This is a genomic window from Bdellovibrio bacteriovorus (assembly GCF_048286975.1).
Taxonomy (GTDB): domain Bacteria; phylum Bdellovibrionota; class Bdellovibrionia; order Bdellovibrionales; family Bdellovibrionaceae; genus Bdellovibrio; species Bdellovibrio bacteriovorus_H.
In genome coordinates this window covers 85,624-103,860 of sequence record NZ_JBLVRT010000004.1, presented here as the reverse complement: position 1 = coordinate 103,860, position 18,237 = coordinate 85,624, and the positions used below count along the sequence as shown (strand labels likewise).

At 49.1% G+C, this 18,237-nt stretch carries 17 protein-coding genes and 1 tRNA gene; 14 read left to right on the top strand and 4 right to left on the bottom strand.

Translation table 11 applies throughout. From position 1 onward, the window contains the following. The first annotated feature begins 24 nt into the window (after positions 1-24). Entirely contained in the window at positions 25-438 is a 414-nt protein-coding gene (locus ACNQKP_RS13380; protein ID WP_417865141.1) for a CBS domain-containing protein, read from the top strand. Between the two features lie 41 nt (positions 439-479). Here the strand turns inward: ACNQKP_RS13380 and ACNQKP_RS13375 are convergent, their stop codons facing one another. After that, positions 480-2,417, bottom strand: a complete 1,938-nt coding sequence (locus ACNQKP_RS13375; protein WP_417865140.1) for an LTA synthase family protein — start codon at positions 2,415-2,417, stop codon at positions 480-482. Positions 2,418-2,569: 152 nt separating this feature from the next. Here ACNQKP_RS13375 and ACNQKP_RS13370 point away from each other — a divergent pair, with 152 nt between their 5' ends. The 5 genes from ACNQKP_RS13370 (at position 2,570) to ACNQKP_RS13350 (ending at position 7,576) form a co-directional block, all read left to right on the top strand. Beyond that, the gene (locus tag ACNQKP_RS13370) at positions 2,570-2,785 is read left to right on the top strand and encodes a BolA/IbaG family iron-sulfur metabolism protein (protein ID WP_417865139.1); all 216 of its coding nucleotides are present in this window, start codon (positions 2,570-2,572) and stop codon (positions 2,783-2,785) included. 14 nt (positions 2,786-2,799) lie between these two features. After that, entirely contained in the window at positions 2,800-3,105 is a 306-nt protein-coding gene (gene grxD, locus ACNQKP_RS13365) for a Grx4 family monothiol glutaredoxin (RefSeq protein WP_011165269.1), read from the top strand. A 1-nt stretch (position 3,106) separates the two neighbouring features. Further along, positions 3,107-3,313 carry a YgaP family membrane protein gene (locus tag ACNQKP_RS13360; RefSeq protein ID WP_011165270.1) on the top strand — a complete coding sequence of 69 codons (207 nt, stop codon included), beginning with the start codon at positions 3,107-3,109 and terminating at the stop codon, positions 3,311-3,313. 11 nt (positions 3,314-3,324) lie between these two features. Beyond that, positions 3,325-4,710 (top strand): FAD-binding oxidoreductase, encoded by a 1,386-nt coding sequence (locus ACNQKP_RS13355; RefSeq protein WP_417865138.1) that lies wholly within the window; start codon positions 3,325-3,327, stop codon positions 4,708-4,710. A 133-nt stretch (positions 4,711-4,843) separates the two neighbouring features. Beyond that, on the top strand, positions 4,844-7,576 hold the full coding sequence (locus tag ACNQKP_RS13350) for a fibronectin type III domain-containing protein (RefSeq protein WP_417865137.1): 2,733 nt from the start codon (positions 4,844-4,846) through the stop codon (positions 7,574-7,576). A 2-nt stretch (positions 7,577-7,578) separates the two neighbouring features. Here the strand turns inward: ACNQKP_RS13350 and serA are convergent, their stop codons facing one another. Continuing rightward, on the bottom strand, positions 7,579-8,784 hold the full coding sequence (serA, locus tag ACNQKP_RS13345; protein WP_417865136.1) for a phosphoglycerate dehydrogenase: 1,206 nt from the start codon (positions 8,782-8,784) through the stop codon (positions 7,579-7,581). A 110-nt stretch (positions 8,785-8,894) separates the two neighbouring features. On the opposite strand from serA, the gene ACNQKP_RS13340 reads away from it, so the two are divergent. From ACNQKP_RS13340 to ACNQKP_RS13320, 5 genes are read left to right on the top strand one after another with little or no spacing between them, the layout of a single operon-like run. After that, positions 8,895-10,253, top strand: coding sequence for a sigma-54-dependent transcriptional regulator (locus ACNQKP_RS13340; protein ID WP_417865135.1), 1,359 nt, complete (start codon positions 8,895-8,897; stop codon positions 10,251-10,253). Then, positions 10,253-11,197, top strand: coding sequence for a phosphatidate cytidylyltransferase (locus ACNQKP_RS13335; protein ID WP_417865134.1), 945 nt, complete (start codon positions 10,253-10,255; stop codon positions 11,195-11,197). The genes ACNQKP_RS13340 and ACNQKP_RS13335 overlap by 1 nt, the downstream gene beginning before the upstream one ends. Next, positions 11,194-11,964 carry a lysophospholipid acyltransferase family protein gene (locus ACNQKP_RS13330; protein ID WP_011165276.1) on the top strand — a complete coding sequence of 257 codons (771 nt, stop codon included), beginning with the start codon at positions 11,194-11,196 and terminating at the stop codon, positions 11,962-11,964. The genes ACNQKP_RS13335 and ACNQKP_RS13330 overlap by 4 nt, the downstream gene beginning before the upstream one ends. Further along, positions 11,939-12,844, top strand: coding sequence for an MBL fold metallo-hydrolase (locus tag ACNQKP_RS13325; RefSeq protein WP_417865133.1), 906 nt, complete (start codon positions 11,939-11,941; stop codon positions 12,842-12,844). The genes ACNQKP_RS13330 and ACNQKP_RS13325 overlap by 26 nt, the downstream gene beginning before the upstream one ends. Next, positions 12,816-13,628, top strand: a complete 813-nt coding sequence (locus tag ACNQKP_RS13320; protein ID WP_417865132.1) for a YihY/virulence factor BrkB family protein — start codon at positions 12,816-12,818, stop codon at positions 13,626-13,628. Before ACNQKP_RS13325 ends, ACNQKP_RS13320 begins: the two co-directional genes overlap by 29 nt. Here ACNQKP_RS13320 and ACNQKP_RS13315 read toward each other — a convergent pair. Beyond that, positions 13,625-14,077 carry a hypothetical protein gene (locus tag ACNQKP_RS13315; RefSeq protein ID WP_417865131.1) on the bottom strand — a complete coding sequence of 151 codons (453 nt, stop codon included), beginning with the start codon at positions 14,075-14,077 and terminating at the stop codon, positions 13,625-13,627. The genes ACNQKP_RS13320 and ACNQKP_RS13315 overlap by 4 nt on opposite strands. Positions 14,078-14,289: 212 nt before the next feature. On the opposite strand from ACNQKP_RS13315, the gene ACNQKP_RS13310 reads away from it, so the two are divergent. The 3 genes from ACNQKP_RS13310 to ACNQKP_RS13300 are packed head-to-tail and all read left to right on the top strand — an operon-like array spanning position 14,290 to position 17,970. Next, complete coding sequence (locus ACNQKP_RS13310) at positions 14,290-15,243, top strand: DUF1837 domain-containing protein (RefSeq protein ID WP_417865130.1); 954 nt, start codon at positions 14,290-14,292, stop codon at positions 15,241-15,243. Further along, positions 15,233-17,791 carry a DEAD/DEAH box helicase gene (locus ACNQKP_RS13305; protein WP_417865129.1) on the top strand — a complete coding sequence of 853 codons (2,559 nt, stop codon included), beginning with the start codon at positions 15,233-15,235 and terminating at the stop codon, positions 17,789-17,791. The genes ACNQKP_RS13310 and ACNQKP_RS13305 overlap by 11 nt, the downstream gene beginning before the upstream one ends. Positions 17,792-17,793: 2 nt before the next feature. Beyond that, on the top strand, positions 17,794-17,970 hold the full coding sequence (locus ACNQKP_RS13300; protein ID WP_417865128.1) for a hypothetical protein: 177 nt from the start codon (positions 17,794-17,796) through the stop codon (positions 17,968-17,970). Positions 17,971-18,101: 131 nt separating this feature from the next. Here ACNQKP_RS13300 and ACNQKP_RS13295 read toward each other — a convergent pair. Next, positions 18,102-18,178, bottom strand: a tRNA-Arg gene (locus ACNQKP_RS13295). Positions 18,179-18,237 lie beyond the last annotated feature (59 nt).

Genomic DNA, 18,237 nt, shown 5'->3' with positions numbered 1-18,237 from the left:
ACTCAACCAACCAAGGAGTCCCCGATGAAAGTGAAAGACGTCATGCATGAACGCGCAGAATACATCAACCGTGACCGGACAGTGCGTGAAGCCGCCGAGATGATGGCCAAAGGTGATTACGGGTGCCTGCCCATTGAGGAAAATGACCGGATGATTGGTATGATCACCGACCGAGATATCACCCTGCGTGTGGTCGCCAAGGGACTGGATCCCAATGTCACGAAAGTCAGCGAATGCATGAGCAAAGGAATTGAATACTGCTTCGAAGACGACAACCTGCTGGACGTGGGCGAAATGATGGCGTCCCAGAAAATCCGTCGCATGCCGGTGATCAACGAAAGCAAACGACTGGTGGGAATGCTAAGCCTGGGCGACATCGCCAGCAAAGCCCGCGATCAAAGTCTTTCCCACGAGATTCTGTCGAATGTTTCCCACTAAAACAAAAAGGACCTCTGAATGAGGTCCTTTCTTATGTTTCGCTATTTTGATGGATAATAAAGCTTATTGTCCCACATGCCTTCATTGAAGTACTGGATGGTGGCTTTAAGCTTTCTTTCCAAAGCCAGTCTGCGCGGCGAGGTGCCCGGCTGATCGGCCGGGATCTCGTGTTCGGTCGCGCGATCGGCCATGGCAAACATCTGCGGTTCGCCATGCCCCGGGGTCCAACGCAGGAAGTAGTCCTTCGCAAACAGCAGATAACGTCCGTCGATGAAATTCACCGCCGTCTTGTCACCCGGAATGAAGACAGAGCTTCCCAGGTAGTTCTGATCTTTGTCCGAAATCCCCAGGAAATCCAAAACCGTCGGCAGCACATCTATCTGCTGCACGACCATTTTTGTGTCGACCTCAGGAAACTTGTACCCCGGGTGATACATGAACAGCGGGATGCGATAGCTCCCCTGCTCGTTTTCAAATTCGGGACGGTAGTGCATGGAGGCGTGGTCCGCCGTCACAATGAACAGCGTGTTTTTGAACCACGGTTTTTTCTCGGCCTCGGCAAAGAACTTTTCCAGGGCAAAATCGGTGTATTCAACCGTTTTCAGAATCTCAATCGGGCCTTCCTTGAAGCGGTCCTGATACTGAGCCGGAATCTTGTAAGGCTGGTGCGAGCTCAAGGTGAACACCGAAGTCATAAAAGGCTGCGGCAGCTGATCGACCTGGGTCAGCATCCACTGCAGGAACGGCTCATCCCAGATACCCCACACACCGTCGTCATCCGCCCCGTTACCGTATTCGCGCGCACCAAAATATTTTTCAACCCCGGCACTTTGCATGAACGAATCAAAGTACATCGTTCCGTTGTGACCGCCATGGAAGAAGCTCGTCGAATACTTCGCCGGCGTCAGCAGTGTTCCCAAACCCAGGAAATAGTTCGACGTAAAGTGCGAGGAAATAAACGGCTCATTCATCAGCGCCGGAATCCCGCCCATGATCGCCCCCACCCCTTCGATAGAACGGCGGCCATTGGCATAAGCATTTTCAAAGCTAAGTGACTTGGCTTTTAAGGAATCCAAAAACGGCGTGTAAGACTTTCCGTTCACCGGGCCGATGTATTCCTCACCGAAGCTTTCAAGAATGATAATCACCACATTCTGCGGGTCTTTTGGGCGGCGGCCCTCCATCAGGGAGCCACGCAAAGATCCATTCAGCAATGACAGCATTTCATGCTGGTCGTCGAAGTATTTGTCTTTGCTAAGACCTTTGGCTCCGTAACTTTTTATAAAGGTGAAGGTGGAGTTCAGCACCAGATTGTTCAACAAGGGCGCGGTGAAAACATTGGCATTCACAAAGCTGACGGGCTTCGCCTGAAGTCCTCCGCGAATTCCGATCACTGAAATCGCCAGCGCCACAAAACAAAGAAACCCGTGAGCCAGCCACAGTTTGGCTTTGTCTTTCCGGCTGTGCACGGTCCATTGCAGTTTTTCAAAGCCAGCAAGTGTCACCTTGCGCACCAGAAGCACAAACAACAGCACAATCAGGGTGTTTACCAAAAACAGCAGCCAGTAACTGCTGACGAAGTTCCAGACTTTGCCGGGGATCTCGTTCACCACAAACAGGCTGTCAAAAGTGAAGCGACGGCCCACGAAGTTGATAAACTCGGTGTCCCCCAGATTCAGAATCAGGAAAGGCACCTGCAAAACACTGAAAAGCACCCATGTCAGTGTCGCCCAGATCCGGTTCCAAGCTTTCGGCCATGGCACAAAAGCCAGCAACAACAAGGGCGCCGTCAAACTTAGGATGGCGGCCACATCAAAGCGCAACCCCACAATAAAGGACCACAAAATGTCCTGGGCAGGTTTGTTTTTGAATAAACTCCAATTCCAAATAAGGAATTCGGCTCTTGCGAAGAAATAAAAGAGCACAGTCAGCAATACCAGAGAGAATATCTTAATCAGGCGGTAGGACGGTCCAAACATGGGCCTATAGTACATCGACGGCCCGCATCAATCAATCCGCCGTCGCTAAAGCTTTGGCGGACGGGCTCGCCAACTTGCCCGCCGAAGCCTTGGCGAAGGCTGGACAGGGAGGGCGCCCTCTGCTAGTTTCCCCTTCTATGACAGCAGAACAAATGAAAGAACGTTTAGAGAAGAATTATCCTAATTCCACGATCGAAGTTTTCGATCTGACCGGAACTCAGGATCACTGGGAAGTGTTCGTGGAAAGCACTGTATTTGCCGGCATGTCCCGCATTCAGCAGCACCAGAACGTCATGGCTTGCTTTGGTCCAGAATTGAAGACCGGAGAGGTTCATGCCCTGTCAATCAAGACTAAGATTAAATCATAAAAAGGACCGTTAAAATGGCAACGACTCACGAAAGAATTGATCAGATTGTTAAAGGTAATAAAATCGTATTGTTCATGAAAGGGACTCAACAGTTCCCAATGTGCGGATTCTCTGCACGTGCTTGCGCCATCCTTCAGGATATGGGCGTTCAGTTCCACGATGTGAACGTACTTGATGACGACGAAATCCGTCAGGGCATCAAAGAGTACGGCAACTGGCCGACAATTCCACAGCTTTACATCAACCACCAGTTGGTTGGCGGCAGCGACATCATGATGGAAATGTACCAGTCCGGCGAACTTCAGGAACTTCTGAAGTAATATGAGATGCAATGTCGCCCTGTGGGACCGCATTCTAAGATTTCTGTTCGGCGTGGGTTTGACCGCTTACGCTGTGGCAGGCGGTCCTTTCTGGGCGTACATTGGGGTCTATGGTCTTATCACGGCCGCTTGGGGCTTGTGTCCCGTCTATGCTTTCTTTAGAATCAGAACTCTGAAAGATTATCACCGCCCGATCAACGAAGAATAGGATTGTAGCACATGTCCACCACAGCTCTCCGCGACCTTGAAAGCATCTTGAAGAAAGACCAAATCAAAACCGACGAAGAGAGTCTGAAATACTGGGGCCGGGACTGGACAACCTATTTCGACGTCAAAGCCAGCGCCATTGTTTTTCCTCACTCCACCGCTGATGTGGTTGCGCTGGTCCAATGGGCCCGTCAAAACAAAATCGCTCTGATCCCTTCCGGAGGCCGCACCGGTCTTTCCGGCGCCGCAGTCGCCACCAACGGCGAAGTGGTCGTGTCTTTTGATCAAATGAACAAAATCAAAGAGTTCAATTCCGTGGATCAAACCGTGGTGATTGAACCCGGAGTTGTGACAGAGGCTTTGCAGCAGTTCGCACACTCAAAACAGCTTTTCTATCCGGTGGACTTCGCGGCGCGCGGATCTTCCCAGATGGGTGGCAACATTGCGACCAACGCCGGCGGTATCAAAGTCGTTCGTTACGGCCTGACTCGTGACTGGGTTGTCGGACTGACGGTTGTGACCGGTACCGGGGACGTTCTGGAGCTGAACAACGGTCTGGTGAAAAACGCCACCGGCTATGATCTGCGCCACCTGTTCATCGGTTCTGAAGGAACTTTGGGCTTTATCACTGAAGCCACCATCAAGCTTGCTGCCAATCCCCCGCCAATGAATGTTTTGGTGATGGGTGTGACTGGCCTTGATGCCGTGATGAAAATCTTTGCGGAATTCAAAACCAAAACTCCGCTGGTGGCGTTTGAGATGTTCTCGGACAAAGCTTTGCGCAAGGTTTTGGACAGCACGGGCTTGTCGGCTCCGCTGGCGACCGAGTGCCCGTTCTATGTTCTGGCGGAAGTTGAAACCCGTAATGAACAGGATCAGGAACACGCTTTGGGTGTGTTTGAAAAATGCCTGGAAGAAGGCTGGGTTCTGGACGGCGTGATTTCCCAATCGGAAGTTCAAGCCAAGACCTTCTGGAGATACCGCGAGGACATCTCTGAATCTTTGGCAAAATATTCCCCGTACAAAAACGACATCGCTGTGGCGATTTCCAAAGTGCCGCCGTTCATGGAAGACCTGGACCAGGTCCTGTCCAAAGCTTATCCGAACTGGGAAGTGGTCTGGTTCGGCCACATTGGCGACGGGAATCTGCACATCAATATCCTGCGCCCCGAGGGCATGACCAAGGAAGAATTCGTCAAAGAATGCCGCAAGGTCGACGTGATGGTCTTTGATGCGGTTAAAAAGTACAAAGGATCCATCTCTGCCGAACACGGTGTGGGTCTGACCAAAAAGTCCTTCCTGAACTACACTCGTTCTGAAGCTGAAATCCAGCTTATGCGCGGTATTAAGAAAGTCTTCGACCCGGACAACATCATCAATCCGGGCAAAGTTATCTAGACCCACCCTAGGACCTGCTGCCATGGCTCTTTCCCGTCTGCACTGATAGACTGAAAGAGCTGTGCGTAAGTTTATACTTCTTCTATTTTTGTTGTGCGTTTCGTGTACCAAACCGTTAGGTGAAGAGGATCCGTTGGATCAACCTTCCACCGAAGCACCGGGCGCATTCAATCTTGCGACCATTCAGCGTTTTGATTCTCAGCTTTTAGTTTCATGGAGCACCTCCAAGGGCGCCTCTTCTTACGAATTGAAATACGGAACTGCTGCTGGCACTTACACAAACTCCATCAAAGCCAGCAAATCCCCGGTCGTGATTGAAAGCGGTCTTGTGCCGGGAACGACTTACTATTTCCGTGTCACTGCCAGCAATGAAATCGGCACAGTGGATTCCTCCTCTGAAAAAAGCTATCCGTACATGGGGGCTCCGGGCGAATTTGCTCTGCTCACTGTCGTGCCTGGAAATAGTCAGGTGGCGCTGACCTGGGAAGCCAGTCCCGAAGCTTCATCTTACACTGTGATGTATGGCACTAGCGCCGGCAGCATCACCACTTCGGCCGGAAACTCGCTGACCACCGCGAAAACTGTCTCCACACTTGATAACGGTACGACTTACTACTTCTCAGTTATCGCAAAAAACTCGGTTGGCAACGCCACTTCAACAAACACTCTTTCTGCGACGCCAAGCCCCCCACCGACAGCACCGCTAAGCCCCATTACCACCGCGGCCTCTAACAAGTGCACGATCGGCTGGGCACCTCCGGCGACGGGTTCCGCACCTTTGGTGTACACGGTCCGCCGAATCACCAGCCCGACCACTGATGTGGCTGTTTGCTCAAACACGCCTCTGTTAACCTGTGAAGACACCGGGCTTGCTGCCGGGACTTACGAATACACCGTTGAAGCCACGAATGCTTCAGGCACTGGAGCAAAAACCAGTGCCGTGTCTTGCATTGTCGGTCTTCCGGGAGCCTTCCAGATGCTGACTGCAACGGCGGGCAACAGCACCGTCGCACTGACCTGGGAAGCCAGCAATCTGGCAACGGCCTACACCGTTCGTTACGGCACGAGTGTCGGGGATATATCCACTGTCGCTTCGGCGGCAGCCACCTCTCCTTACACCGTGACGGGCCTGACGAACATGGTTCCGTATTACTTCTCGGTGACTGCGACGAATGCACAGGGCTCAAAGCTTTCCACAAACACACTCAGTGCGACACCGAACATTCCACCAACGGTGCCACTGACCCCGACCGTGACTGTGCCTGAAATCGGAAAATGCACCCTGAACTGGATGCCTCCGGCCAGCGGCGCGCCCCCGATCACATACACCGTTCGCCGCATCGTGAATCCGAGTGTGAAAGTCACGATCTGCGAAAACATCTCGGTACGCACCTGTTCGGAAGAAGGTCTTTCCGGCGGCACTTACAACTATACCGTTGAAGCAATCAACTCTGTCGGCACCGGCCCTGCCACTGCCAATATCGCCTGCAACCTGGCGGCTCCAACGGCGGCCACTGTTTCCGCTCCTGTCGCTGGAAACAAAAAAGCCACGGTAACTTGGACTGGAGGAAGTGGTGCGAATTCCTTCACCGTCAAATACGGCACGACGAATCCTCCGACCTCGGTGGCCTCCGCCGCAGCGACCTCCCCCTATATTGTTGAAAATCTGACTAACGGAATTCTTTATAACTTCCGCGTGGAAGCCGTGAATGCCTATGGCACGACCACCTCCACGAACTATACGGCCACACCGACAAGCAATCCGCCGACACTGACTTGGACAGGTCTGCTGACCACGACGATTGCAACCATGAGTGACACCACAACCCGCAACTTCACCATTGCTGATCCGGATCCGGAAGACAGTGTCAGCTGCGCAAGCTCTGTGACGGCAACGACTTCGGACCCTTCGATTGTGCCTCAGGGAAATATCGTTATTGGTGGCAGTGGCATGAACTGCACCATCGCGATCACTCCGGCCGCGGGAACATCCGGCTTTGCCACAGTTTCAATTGTTGTGACCGATGGTCAGGCGCAGTCCACGACAAATCTAAGTGTGTATCGTCTGCCGGCAGCGCAAAGAATCTATTCCTGGAAAAAATACGGATCTTACAGCGGCCCGGCCATTCGGATTCGCCGCACGACTGATAATGCAGAGGCCGACATCTATTTCGACAGCACCGGTGTGGTGAACAAAACAGCCTTTGACACTTTCAGAGCCGGCGGCACGCCGACATTGGTAAAATGGTATGATCAAAGCGGCAATGGTATTGATGCGGTTCAGACTGTCGCGGCAAACCAACCGACCGTATCCATTGCAACTGGTGGGATTTTGAATATCACAACAAGCCTTGCGGCCCATGCTTTGACAGTGCCGAATTTCCCGGCTGCCGCAGCCAACACGGTGTATATGAACTTCAGATACACGCAAGATACCACTCTGAAAGAATTATTCTCTTACGGTACGCATGAAGGCGGTTCCCGTTCAGGCTTCCACCTGACCAAGAACACTGGTAACACCGGCGCTTGGCTGGGTATTACAGCGCTTGACGGGAATACCTGGGAAACCACAACTGGCGCTGCCAGCGTCAATAACACCGAACGCGGTCTTGCGCTTGTGATCAACACCTCCACGATGAAGCGTGATGTAATTACAGCGACGGTCGGGGCTTCGGCAGTGGCGACAAGAGTCACGGGCTCAATGACGGCTTATTCAGCTCCGGCAGGTGGAACGCCTTTGCATGTCTTTGCGGGGGGTACGGCAGGTGCCAGCAATCCGATTCGTGGCATCACGAAAGAGCTCCTGATCTTTAATCAGGAGCTGGCAAACGACCAAATCAAAGCTTTGGCCACTCAGAATAACTAAAACTAGTAAACCACACGTGTGCGGATGGAACGGGACAACTTCTCGATATCCGCCGCCAGCGTGTGCGCCTGGCTTGAATGCAAGTCCATCACCAGATAACCGATCTTTTCATCCGTCGACAGATACTGACCTTCGATATTCGCACCGGCTTTGGAAATCAAGCCGTTGATTTCACCCAAGACACCCGGCTCATTGCGGTGGACGTTCAAAATACGTGATGTCCCCTGCTTTACCGGCAGATCCACATTCGGGAAATTCACCGCACCCGGGGAAGAACCGATTTTCAGGTAGCGACGGAAGCTTTCCGCCACTTCCAGGCCGATGGCATACTGGGCTTCTTCCGTGCTGCCCGCGATATGCGGAGTCAGAATCACGTTGGGAATTCCCTGCAGCGGGGATTTGAATTTTTCTTTGTTCGAAGCCGGTTCTTCCGGGAACACATCGATCGCACAGCCCGCCAGATGTTTTTCCTGAAGGGACTTCACCAGATCTTCAATCACCACCACCGTGCCGCGGCTGGCGTTGATCAGGAAGCTGCCTTTTTTCATCATCGACAGTTCACGGGCGCCAATCATGTCTTTGGTTTCCGGAGTTTCAGGCACGTGCAAGGTCACAAAGTCTGAACTGCGCAAAAGATCTTCCAGCGAGTTCTGTACCATGGCATTCCCCAGTGGAAGTTTCTTCAGCACATCATAGAACAGCACTTTCAAGCCCATGGATTCAGCCAGGATGCTGACCTGACTTCCGATGTGACCGTAACCCACGATCCCCAATGTTTTGCCACGGACTTCTTTCGAGCCCACGGCAGACTTCACCCACTCGCCCAGATGAGCTTGGGTGTTTCGGTCGCCCAGTTGACGGGACAGGGAAATCATTTCCGCGATCACCAATTCTGCCACGGAACGAGTGTTCGAGTGAGGAGCGTTGAACACCGGAATGCCCTGCGCACGCGCGGTCAGAAGATCCACTTGATTTGTTCCAATACAAAAGCAGCCAACAGTGACCAGATGCTTGTTGGAATCCAGAACTTTTTTGGTGATTTCAGTTTTGGAGCGAATGCCCAGCACATCGTAATTCGGCAGAAGTTTCAGCAGTTCGTCTTCGGAAGGAGCATGTGTGATAAGATCGACTTTGTAGCCTTCTTCCTCCAGCCTTTCCTTTGCAACGGTGTGAATGTTTTCAACCAACAAGATTCTTTGAGCGCTCATAGGGCCTCCACTGGAAAATGGTAACTCTGTTCCCGTCCTTCGTCACTATTCACGGTGACGAGGCGTGCTAATGATGGCTAATTAAGGGCCGTCGGGTATGCTAAAGTCCTATGGCAACAACTCGAGTATTCTCTCTACTTATCGTCGATGATGATCCACTGATCCATCAGTCGTTGAAGCTGTCCCTGCCCAACCATTGGAAGGTTTTCTCAGCTCCTACTTTGGAAGCCATTCAGTACGAGCGTTTTTATCATGCGGCTTTCGTCGATATGCATTTGGAGCCGGGCTCTACCAAAGCCGTGGGTCCGACGGTGATCGAAAAGCTGGTCAAGCACAACAATCAACTGGAAGTCGTCGCGATGTCAGGGGACCTGAGCCGTCCCCTGATGGAAAGCTGTCTGAAAGCCGGCGCCCAAAGATTTTTAGCCAAGCCCCTGATGCCGGAAGAAATTCTGCTGGTGCTGGAAAAAATCGAAGCCCTGTGGGATCTGCGCAGTGTGGACCCTGCTGCCAACCGCAAATCCACGCGTTGGGTGGGAACCTCCCAAGCTTCACAAAAAATCAAGAAGCGCATCGCCGATCTGCGGGGTGAAACCAGCCCTGTTCTGATCGAGGGTGAAACCGGCTGCGGTAAGGAAGTTGTTTCCCGCCTGCTGCATGAACAAGAAGGCGAACGCCCGTTCATCGCGGTGAACGTCGCCAGCATCCCTGAAAATCTTTTTGAATCCGAAATGTTTGGTCATATCAAAGGCGCCTTCACGGGTGCGGACCAAAATAAAGTCGGTCTGACAGAAGCGGCCCACGGTGGTGATTTGTTCCTGGATGAAATCGAGGCTCTGCCTCTGACCCAGCAGGCAAAACTTTTGCGCTTCCTGGAAACTGGCGAAGTTCGCAAAGTCGGCGCGAAAGAAACAACACAGGTGAAAACCCGTGTGATCGTAGCCAGCAACAAACCGCTGGAAAAAATGGTCGCCGCCGGAGAATTCCGCGAAGACCTTTTGTACCGTCTGGCGTCCCAGCGCATTCAGCTGACTCCGCTGCGTGATCGTCTTGAAGACATCAACGAACTGGCCGCGCACTTCCTGGATGCTGAACGTCCACGCCGTAACAAGTCTTTCACTGAAGACGGGCTGGAAGCTTTGAAAAAGTACAACTGGCCCGGAAACGTGCGTGAGCTAAAACGCGTGTGCGAACAGCTGAGCCTGACTTCGCCCCTGCCTTTTATTCGCGGCGAAGATGTGGCCGCCTGGCTGAAGCCAGCAGCCACTGCAACCAGTGCCCCGTCTTACACGGTCATTGATTTCAACAAAGGTTTAAACAATCTGGTCGAGGAATTCGAAGCCCACGCCATCAAGACCTGCCTGAAACAGACCAAGGATATTGAAGAGGCTGCACGCATTTTGCAAATCTCGCGTTCCAGCCTTTACAAGAAAATCAAAGACTACAAAATTGAAGAGGAACCTTCGTAATGGATTTTTTTGATCTGGATCTTCCCATCCGCATTGCCATGCCAACGGCCTGGGAAAACCACATTTACCGCCAGACAGTTCTGATCGTTCTGTCGATCATCTTTGCTTCCGGCCTGATCGTCTTTTTCTTCCGTCAGAAGAACTATTACTTCGTTCAATCCTGGGCCAGCATCAAATCCTGGCTGATTGCCGCTCCACTGATGTTCCTTGCCATGGGGATGCCGGAACCTTGGCCCTTGGTGGCCCTGACCGCCTTGGCCATTCTGGGGGCGAAGATTTTCTTCCAGATCATGGGGATGTTCCATCGCAGTTACTTTGTGATGATTTGCTATGCCGGTATTATCGGTCTGGGTGTCTGCGCCTGGTATGACCGTCTGGATGTCTATAATGCCATGCCAATGGTGGTGCTGGGGCTTTCCTGCCTGGTGCCTTTGGTGAAAAACTCTTACAAGCGCATGATTCAGTATATCTCTCTGACCTTGCTGGCATTTATTTTCTTGGGCTGGTCGTTCATGCACTTGGGGTTGATTATGAAAATGCCGAACGGCGTTTTCCAGGTGATGTACCTGGTGATCCTGACTGAGTTCTGCGACAACACCAACTTGGCGGTCAGCCGTTATATTGGTGGCTGGAAAATGTTCCCGGGCATCAATCCGCGCCGTACCGTCGGCAGTACCATTGTGTCAGCCCTGCTGACGCTTTTCCTGGCGGGCTGTATGCGCTTCTTGTTGCCGGATGGCTCTGAGAAGTACTGGTTGGCTTCAGGTTTGGTTGCATCTATGGGTGGTTTCGTCGGGGATTACCTGATGACGGTGGTTCGTCGTGATGCCGGCATGAAAACCGTGGGTCCGTTTATCATTGGCCGTGGTGACTTCCTTCACCGCATGGATCGCCTGATCTTTGTTGCGCCGATTTATTATTACGTGATGACGGTAATTCTATGAAGGATTGGAACTACGAAAACGAACAGTGGACCAAGCTTCCCACTTATCTGAAGCACCTGCCGCTTTTCACCCGCCACATTGACTTGTTCAGTGTGTGCATGCGTTTTCTGTGGTCTGTGATCCTGAAGAACATCCTGTACAAGTTCTATATCCGTCTGGAAGTTCGTGGCACCCCGTTTGCGGAAATTTACAGAACCCAGCCGAAACTGATCATCATCAGCAATCACGCCAGTCACCTGGATGCGGTGTCCATCGCCGCTTCTATCCCAAGACGTTACTGGCTGAATCTGTACATCGCGGCGGCGAAGGATTATTTCTTCAGCAACCCGGTTTTCATGTTCTTTTCCCAGCACTGCTTGGGCGCGATCCCTATCGACCGCAAGGACCGTAAGGGTGAAGCCATCAACCTGATCTTGAAACTTCTGACCGAACTGCCACGCATGTGGCTGATCATCTTCCCTGAAGGCACCCGTTCCAAAGACGGCAAGATTCAGGAATTCAAACGTGGTGTTTCTATCTTTTCAGAGCGCACTCAGACACCTTTGTTGTTCACCTATTTGGATGGCGTGATGGAGCTTTGGCCTAAGGGACAATCCATGCCCCGCCCGGGAAAACTGATCCTGCACGTAGGTCCGGTTCATCCCCCGGGCCCGATCCAAGAGGTGTATGCTGCTTATAAGAGCTGGGTGCTGACGATCAATCCGGATGCTTTCCCTGCCGTTCCCGTGGAGGAAAAACCTCATGAGCCAGACAACGATTCAAATTGAAAACAAGAAGCTGAAAATCGGGCCCTATGAAGTGTGCCCGATCCCCACAGGCCTTTTCGGCCTGGATGGTGGTGCGATGTTCGGCACCGTTCCCAAAGTCCTTTGGGAAAGAAGCAATCCTCCGGATGAAAAGAACCGCATTTCCATGGAAGCCCGCGGGCTGCTGTTAAAGTCCCCGGGTTGTAACATCCTGATCGACACCGGCAACGGTGGCGACTTTGTTGCCAAGTACGGCGACAAAATGGGAAGCAAGTTTGCGGACCTGTTCAATATTCAATCAGACGGTCCGTCCCTGCTGAAGTCTTTGCAATTCCACGGCCTGAAGCCGGAAGACGTTCATCATGTCGTTCTGACTCACCTGCATTTTGATCATGCTGGCGGCGCTACGACCGAAAAAAACGGCAAGCTTGTACCGACATTCCCGAATGCAAAATACTGGGTGCAAAAAGGCAACCTTGAAACCGCCAGCCATCCCAATGTGCGCGAAAAGGCCAGCTACTATGCTGCGAATTTTCAGCCGTTGCTTGATGCGGGTGTTCTGAACATCATGGACGGTGCCAAAGACAACTTCCTGCCGGGCATTTCCGCGATCATCAGCAACGGCCACACGCTGGCACAGCAGGTGGTGAAAGTCACCGACGGCACAACGACATTGCTTTACTGTGGCGACATGGTTCCCACCAGCACTCACGTGAAACTGCCTTGGGTGATGGGTTATGACCTACACCCGCTGATGCTGATCGAAGAAAAACAGAAGTATCTAGGTGAAGCTGCGGACCAATCATGGTATCTTTTCTTTGAGCACGACCCTTACTGCGATGCTGCTCAGATCGAAAGACAAGGAAACGACTTTGCCGTTAAAACGAGATTTTGGCTTTAAAAGACTGTGGAGCGTACTGAAGGACACCGTCCAGCAGATGCGCGATGGCGAGCTGCAACTGGTGGCCGCCTCTCTGTCTTTTTCAACCGCTCTGGCCTTGGTCCCATTCATCGCCGTTGTTCTGGCGACCTTTCAGTCTATCGGCGGCCTTGAGGCCTTTTACCCCAAGGTCGAAGCTTTGTTGCTTTCCAATATGAAGGAAGCTGCGGGCAGCGGATTCACGAAAATGATGAAAGTCGTTTTGAAAAACGTGAACGCCGGCAAACTTGGTACCGCCGGTGCCGTGTTCCTGTTCATCACGTCCATCCGTCTGATCCATGACATGGAAGTCGGCATTCACCGCGTGTGGAACCAGCGCAACACCCGACCGTTCTATAAACGCCTGATCTATCATTGGACTCTGGTGTTGGCGATCCCGGTGTTCCTGGCCATTTACGTGGGCTTTACTTCCCTTGAGCAATTCCAGTTTGTTCACAGCCTTATTCCAGCGAAGGTTTCAAATTCACTGGTGCTGGTCGGAACGCTGTTCCTGGTTTACAAAATGGTTCCGGATGTTCATGTGCGAACCAGGGCTGCGTTTATCAGCGCTTTGTTAGCCTCTGTGACCCTGTTCGGAGTACACAAAGGCTATGTACTTCTGGCTAAAAAATTCTTTGCTTACAACAAGCTGTACGGCTCTTTCGCTGCCCTGCCGTTGTTACTTCTTTGGATTCTGACATTGTGGTACGTGATTCTTGGCGGCGTCGCCTTGTGCGCTAGCCTGCAGAAGCGCCACGTGGCCTAAGGGCATTGGTCTCCCCAAGCTGCCGTCACCCAGCAATGAGGGTTGGCTGATGTTCCACCATCACCCTCTTTGTGGACCTGGCATTTGATGTCTTTCGCCTGATGAAACACATGCCCTGTTGTTGCATCTGGCATCACACCAAGTTCAGACATGGAATCCCACATCGCTTTGGCCGTGATTTTCCCCACCCCGCTTGGAGTCGAACAGGAATAGGCCGGCATCGTATCAGGCAGAATTCCGCGATTGGTCTGCACGCACACCAACTTCTTGATCGACCAGGATACATATTCGCCGTTTGTTTTCTTTTTCGAGAAAGCCGCGTAACGAACATTGTAAGCCATGGTCACCGCTTCATCGCCCACGAACTCTCGAACAGTTTCGTCGCCGCAAGCAGCATGGGAATTTTGAACACCTAACAGTATCATCGAAAGAATAATGATGAGCTTCATACAGAGCCCCCCTTTGCCGATACTTTGAAACAAAGAAATCAGGGGTTCAAACGGACGCGCAAAGAAGCAAATCCCGGACTTAAAATCACAGCATTTTACAGTGTACTTCACAAAAAAGAATTTCAAATTTTTTAACCTTTCCTCTAGCCATAAGTCCTGTAAACCAACTAAAGTTTTAACAGAAAACAAATTTGAGTTAATGATTGAATTGAATGAATACTTTAGATGAATTACTTTTGAAAAAATCTTTAGCTGGTACCTATGATGACCTACCCCCGCGCATTAAGGTACATACCTACACTCACAAACATTTAGATAAAACAATAAAAAGCAAATTTTTTTATATCGAGTTCAAAGGCCATACGCCAAATGTTACCGACTTAGTTAAATTCCTTATTCACAAATTAGTGCAATATTGTATTCCCAAAAGGGAACGCCTAGATGCCCTTGCATACGGAAATGCAACCGGGGACTCCCGCTTAATTAACGAGCTTCATGAAAAAGCAAAGAAACTCTTTATAACAGCAAAGCTGCAGCAAAAAAGAAGTGGCGAACCGGCTGAAGTTCTCTTATTTACCCTCCTTGAAGGCTATCTACAAGCACCACAGGTAGTTGCAAAAATGTATTTAAAAACGGATCCCCAAATGCCCACATACGGTGCTGACGGAATTCATGTCATGTTAACCGAAGACCAAAGGGTCGGAATGATTTGGGGAGAAGCTAAATTATATCAGAACTTGAATGCGGCAATTCCACAAGCTGTGCAATCACTGCATCAAATCATTAAAGAACGACAGAGCGGCGATTGTCGTGATGTTGATTTGGTCAGAGACCACAATACCATACAAAATGAGAACCTCAGGTCGGCAGTAATAGATATTTTTAATCCTTACTCCGATGCCGGCAAAAACATGGTCGATATCTACGCTTCTTTTGTAGGATTTGACTATCAGAAGTTAGTCGATTGCAAAAGCGAAGATGACAGGCAGAATTTTTTTAACGAATACACTGACCTAATAAAAACTGCCTGTGAGTCATTCCAAAATTGCATTAAAGAACAAGGCCTTCAGGAAATCGAGTTTATTTTTTTGCTTTTGCCATTTGATTCGGTGAAAAACTTCAGAGAAGCATTCTTTAAAGAAATTGGGTTAGAAAATGTTCAATGAACTTTGTGAGAAAATTTGCCAAAATGAAAAGTTTCAGAATGAATTTTTAGAAATAAAGAGACTCCATCTAGGAAGTCATCTTGGGCTAAAAGAGAATGTTGGCACTGAAAAGAGCGAGATATTTGAACGCTTATTGACAGTATCCACCCACTTTGCGATGTCCGACAATCCAACGCATAAATCCCTTGCCTTGTCCATCATCACTTACTACCAAAACTATAAACAGCAAAATCAAAGCCTCAAGATTTACGACAAGTTAGCAACTGTCACCTTAACCCGTCTTGGAAACTTCCCAGCCCTCCAGTACTTCTTCGGATCTCAGGAAATTGATCAATTAGATTTTTCACTTTGGACCGAATCACAATCCAAAAAAATGCAAAATACAGTTCATTCATTTGACAGCAAGTATCTATTTACCGACTTTCAAAACAGCTTATGGACACACTTGAATAGGTTGAAAGAAAGATCAGCATTTACAGTCAGCGCCCCTACATCAGCAGGAAAGTCATTTGCCTTAAAAGTTTTTCTAACTGACCTATTTAAAAAGAACCAGGACTCTTGGTTTATCTATATCGTGCCAAGCCGTGCCTTAATCACACAGGTTCTTGAAGAGTTCCAAGCTGATTTACGCGGCAAAATCGCACAGAAATTCATGATTACCTCTGCACCGGTGAGCAAAAGCGAGCTAGGAGATGAAATCAAAGGAGGACTTTATGTTCTTACTCCCGAGCGACTGCAAGCTCTCTTAGATAACGAATCAGACCTTGATGTTACGGCTGTAGTAATTGATGAGGCACAAACAATTGGAGATGAGTCACGGGGAATACTTTTGCAATGGACCTTAGAAAAATTAAAATTACGATGTCCTCAAATAAAATGCATATTCGCGTGCCCATTCGTAGAAAATCCTGAAGTTTTCGAGCGCACATTGTCGTATAAAGAGGTATCAAATCCTATTTTAGAAAGAACTAGCCCCGTAACACAAAATTTAATTTATGCTGACCTTACCGAATCTAAACTAAAATTCAGATTCAAATTCGACAAGAAAGAACAAACAATTGGAGAAATGAGTTTAGACTCATCGGAAATTGACCTAATTAATCAATCTAACGAAGACGCCCCAAAAATCGCAGTCCTCGCACACGTAGTGGGTGGGGAACACAGCAGCATAATTTATGGAAGCAGTCCAAAAAAATGTGAGGATATCACCAAGAACCTTCTCCATTTATTAAAAGAACAGGGAGTGACGCCTTCCGAAGATCCTGATCTAAAAGACTTTTCAAAATTCTTGAAAGAAAATATTCACACGAGGTACTTGCTGGCTGAGTCGATTCTATATGGAGTGGCATTCCATTATGGAAATCTTCCGGCAATCGTCCGCCGAACAATTGAGGAGCTCTTTGAAAGAGGAAAGATTCGGCATTTGATTTGCACTAGCACCTTGTTACAAGGAGTTAATTTACCTGCAAGAAACCTATTCATGATCAATCCCACGAAGGGCAATGGAACATCACTATCTATCCCTGAATTCTGGAACCTTGCAGGACGTGCTGGACGTCTTGGGAAGGAGTTTGAAGGAAATATCTATCTTTTAAACTATTCTGATTGGAACGAACCCCTGGCAGAAGATATCCAACTGCAGGTCGTAGTTCCAGCCTATAAAAATAATTTGGACAAGAAGTATTCGGAAATCATCAAATTCATGGGCAATAATCAGCATGTATCTGGAAATAAAGAAGGTGTTGAGAATACATTTATGAAGGTATTCTCAGACTACAAAGATGGGAATAATCAAAGTTTCTTACCTGAACTTTCATCTGAGAGGCAAAGTGAACTGCTTGCCTCCATTCAAGTTATTGATCAAAAAATCTCAATTCCATCAGAACTCTTTTCCAAGAATCCTTCCGTTTCAGTATTGTGCCAACAAACATTATACGATCTTCTGACCGTCGGAATTATTGATCGCGAAACTGCATCCTCATATATTCCTCCCCATCCCCTTGCTTATAGCTTTCCTAAAAACATGGAATTCTTTACCCGAATGCACGATGTCTTTTTGCAAGGACGCGCTAATTTGCTGAAGTACTTTGCATACAATTCAACAGGGTGGATGTGCGGCAAGCCTATATCGTCAATGATTAGCAATAGGGTGAAGCATTTCGAAGATAAGGGACAAGAGTTTGACATTAATGAAACCGTCAGATGGGTATTTGAACGGATTGAAAAGGATCTGAGATTTACCTACGTGAAGTTCTCTAAATGCTACTATGATATTTTATGTTGGGTTTTCGATGAAAAGAATTTTGGCGATTTAAAGGAGAGCATTCCAACAATACCGCTATATTTGGAGTTCGGAGCTTCTTCTAAAAACATGATCCAACTGATAAGCATTGGGTTATCAAGAACGACAGCTGCCCTACTAGACCCTCACTTACCTAAGCCCGATATGCCAAAGGTTGAGCTAGAGAACTGGTTAGTTGGCAGGAAGTGGTTAGGCATTAACTTACCACTGATATGTGTAAGAGAAATCAAGAGAGTAATGGGGTAAAAATGAAGCTAAAAATAAAACAGATTTCAAAAGATGATACAATACTGTATCAAGTAATTGATCTAAACTTCGACGAAGAAATAGGGACTTTTGCATATCTAGAAGATGCAGAGTCATTTGCGAGAATGAAGGAGAAAAACTACAGTACTCCAGATGATCTAGATGAGAATTTTTTATGATTTAACTCAAGATAACTAAGGAGCTGAAGAACAAGTAAGATTCTGTTTCTTAGCTCCTTAAAAAGTAATTTCTTATTGGCTGATTCTAATATCAAGACGCATCCAGAATCACTAAGTTAGAGCTTAAAAAATGGTGATTCCGGTACGACTCGAACGTACGACCCTCTCCTTAGAAGGGAGATGCTCTATCCAGCTGAGCTACGGAACCACGGTCTCACTTGAAGTGAGGTTCCTTTATAGGGGTTTTACCCCGTGTTTTCAAGCACT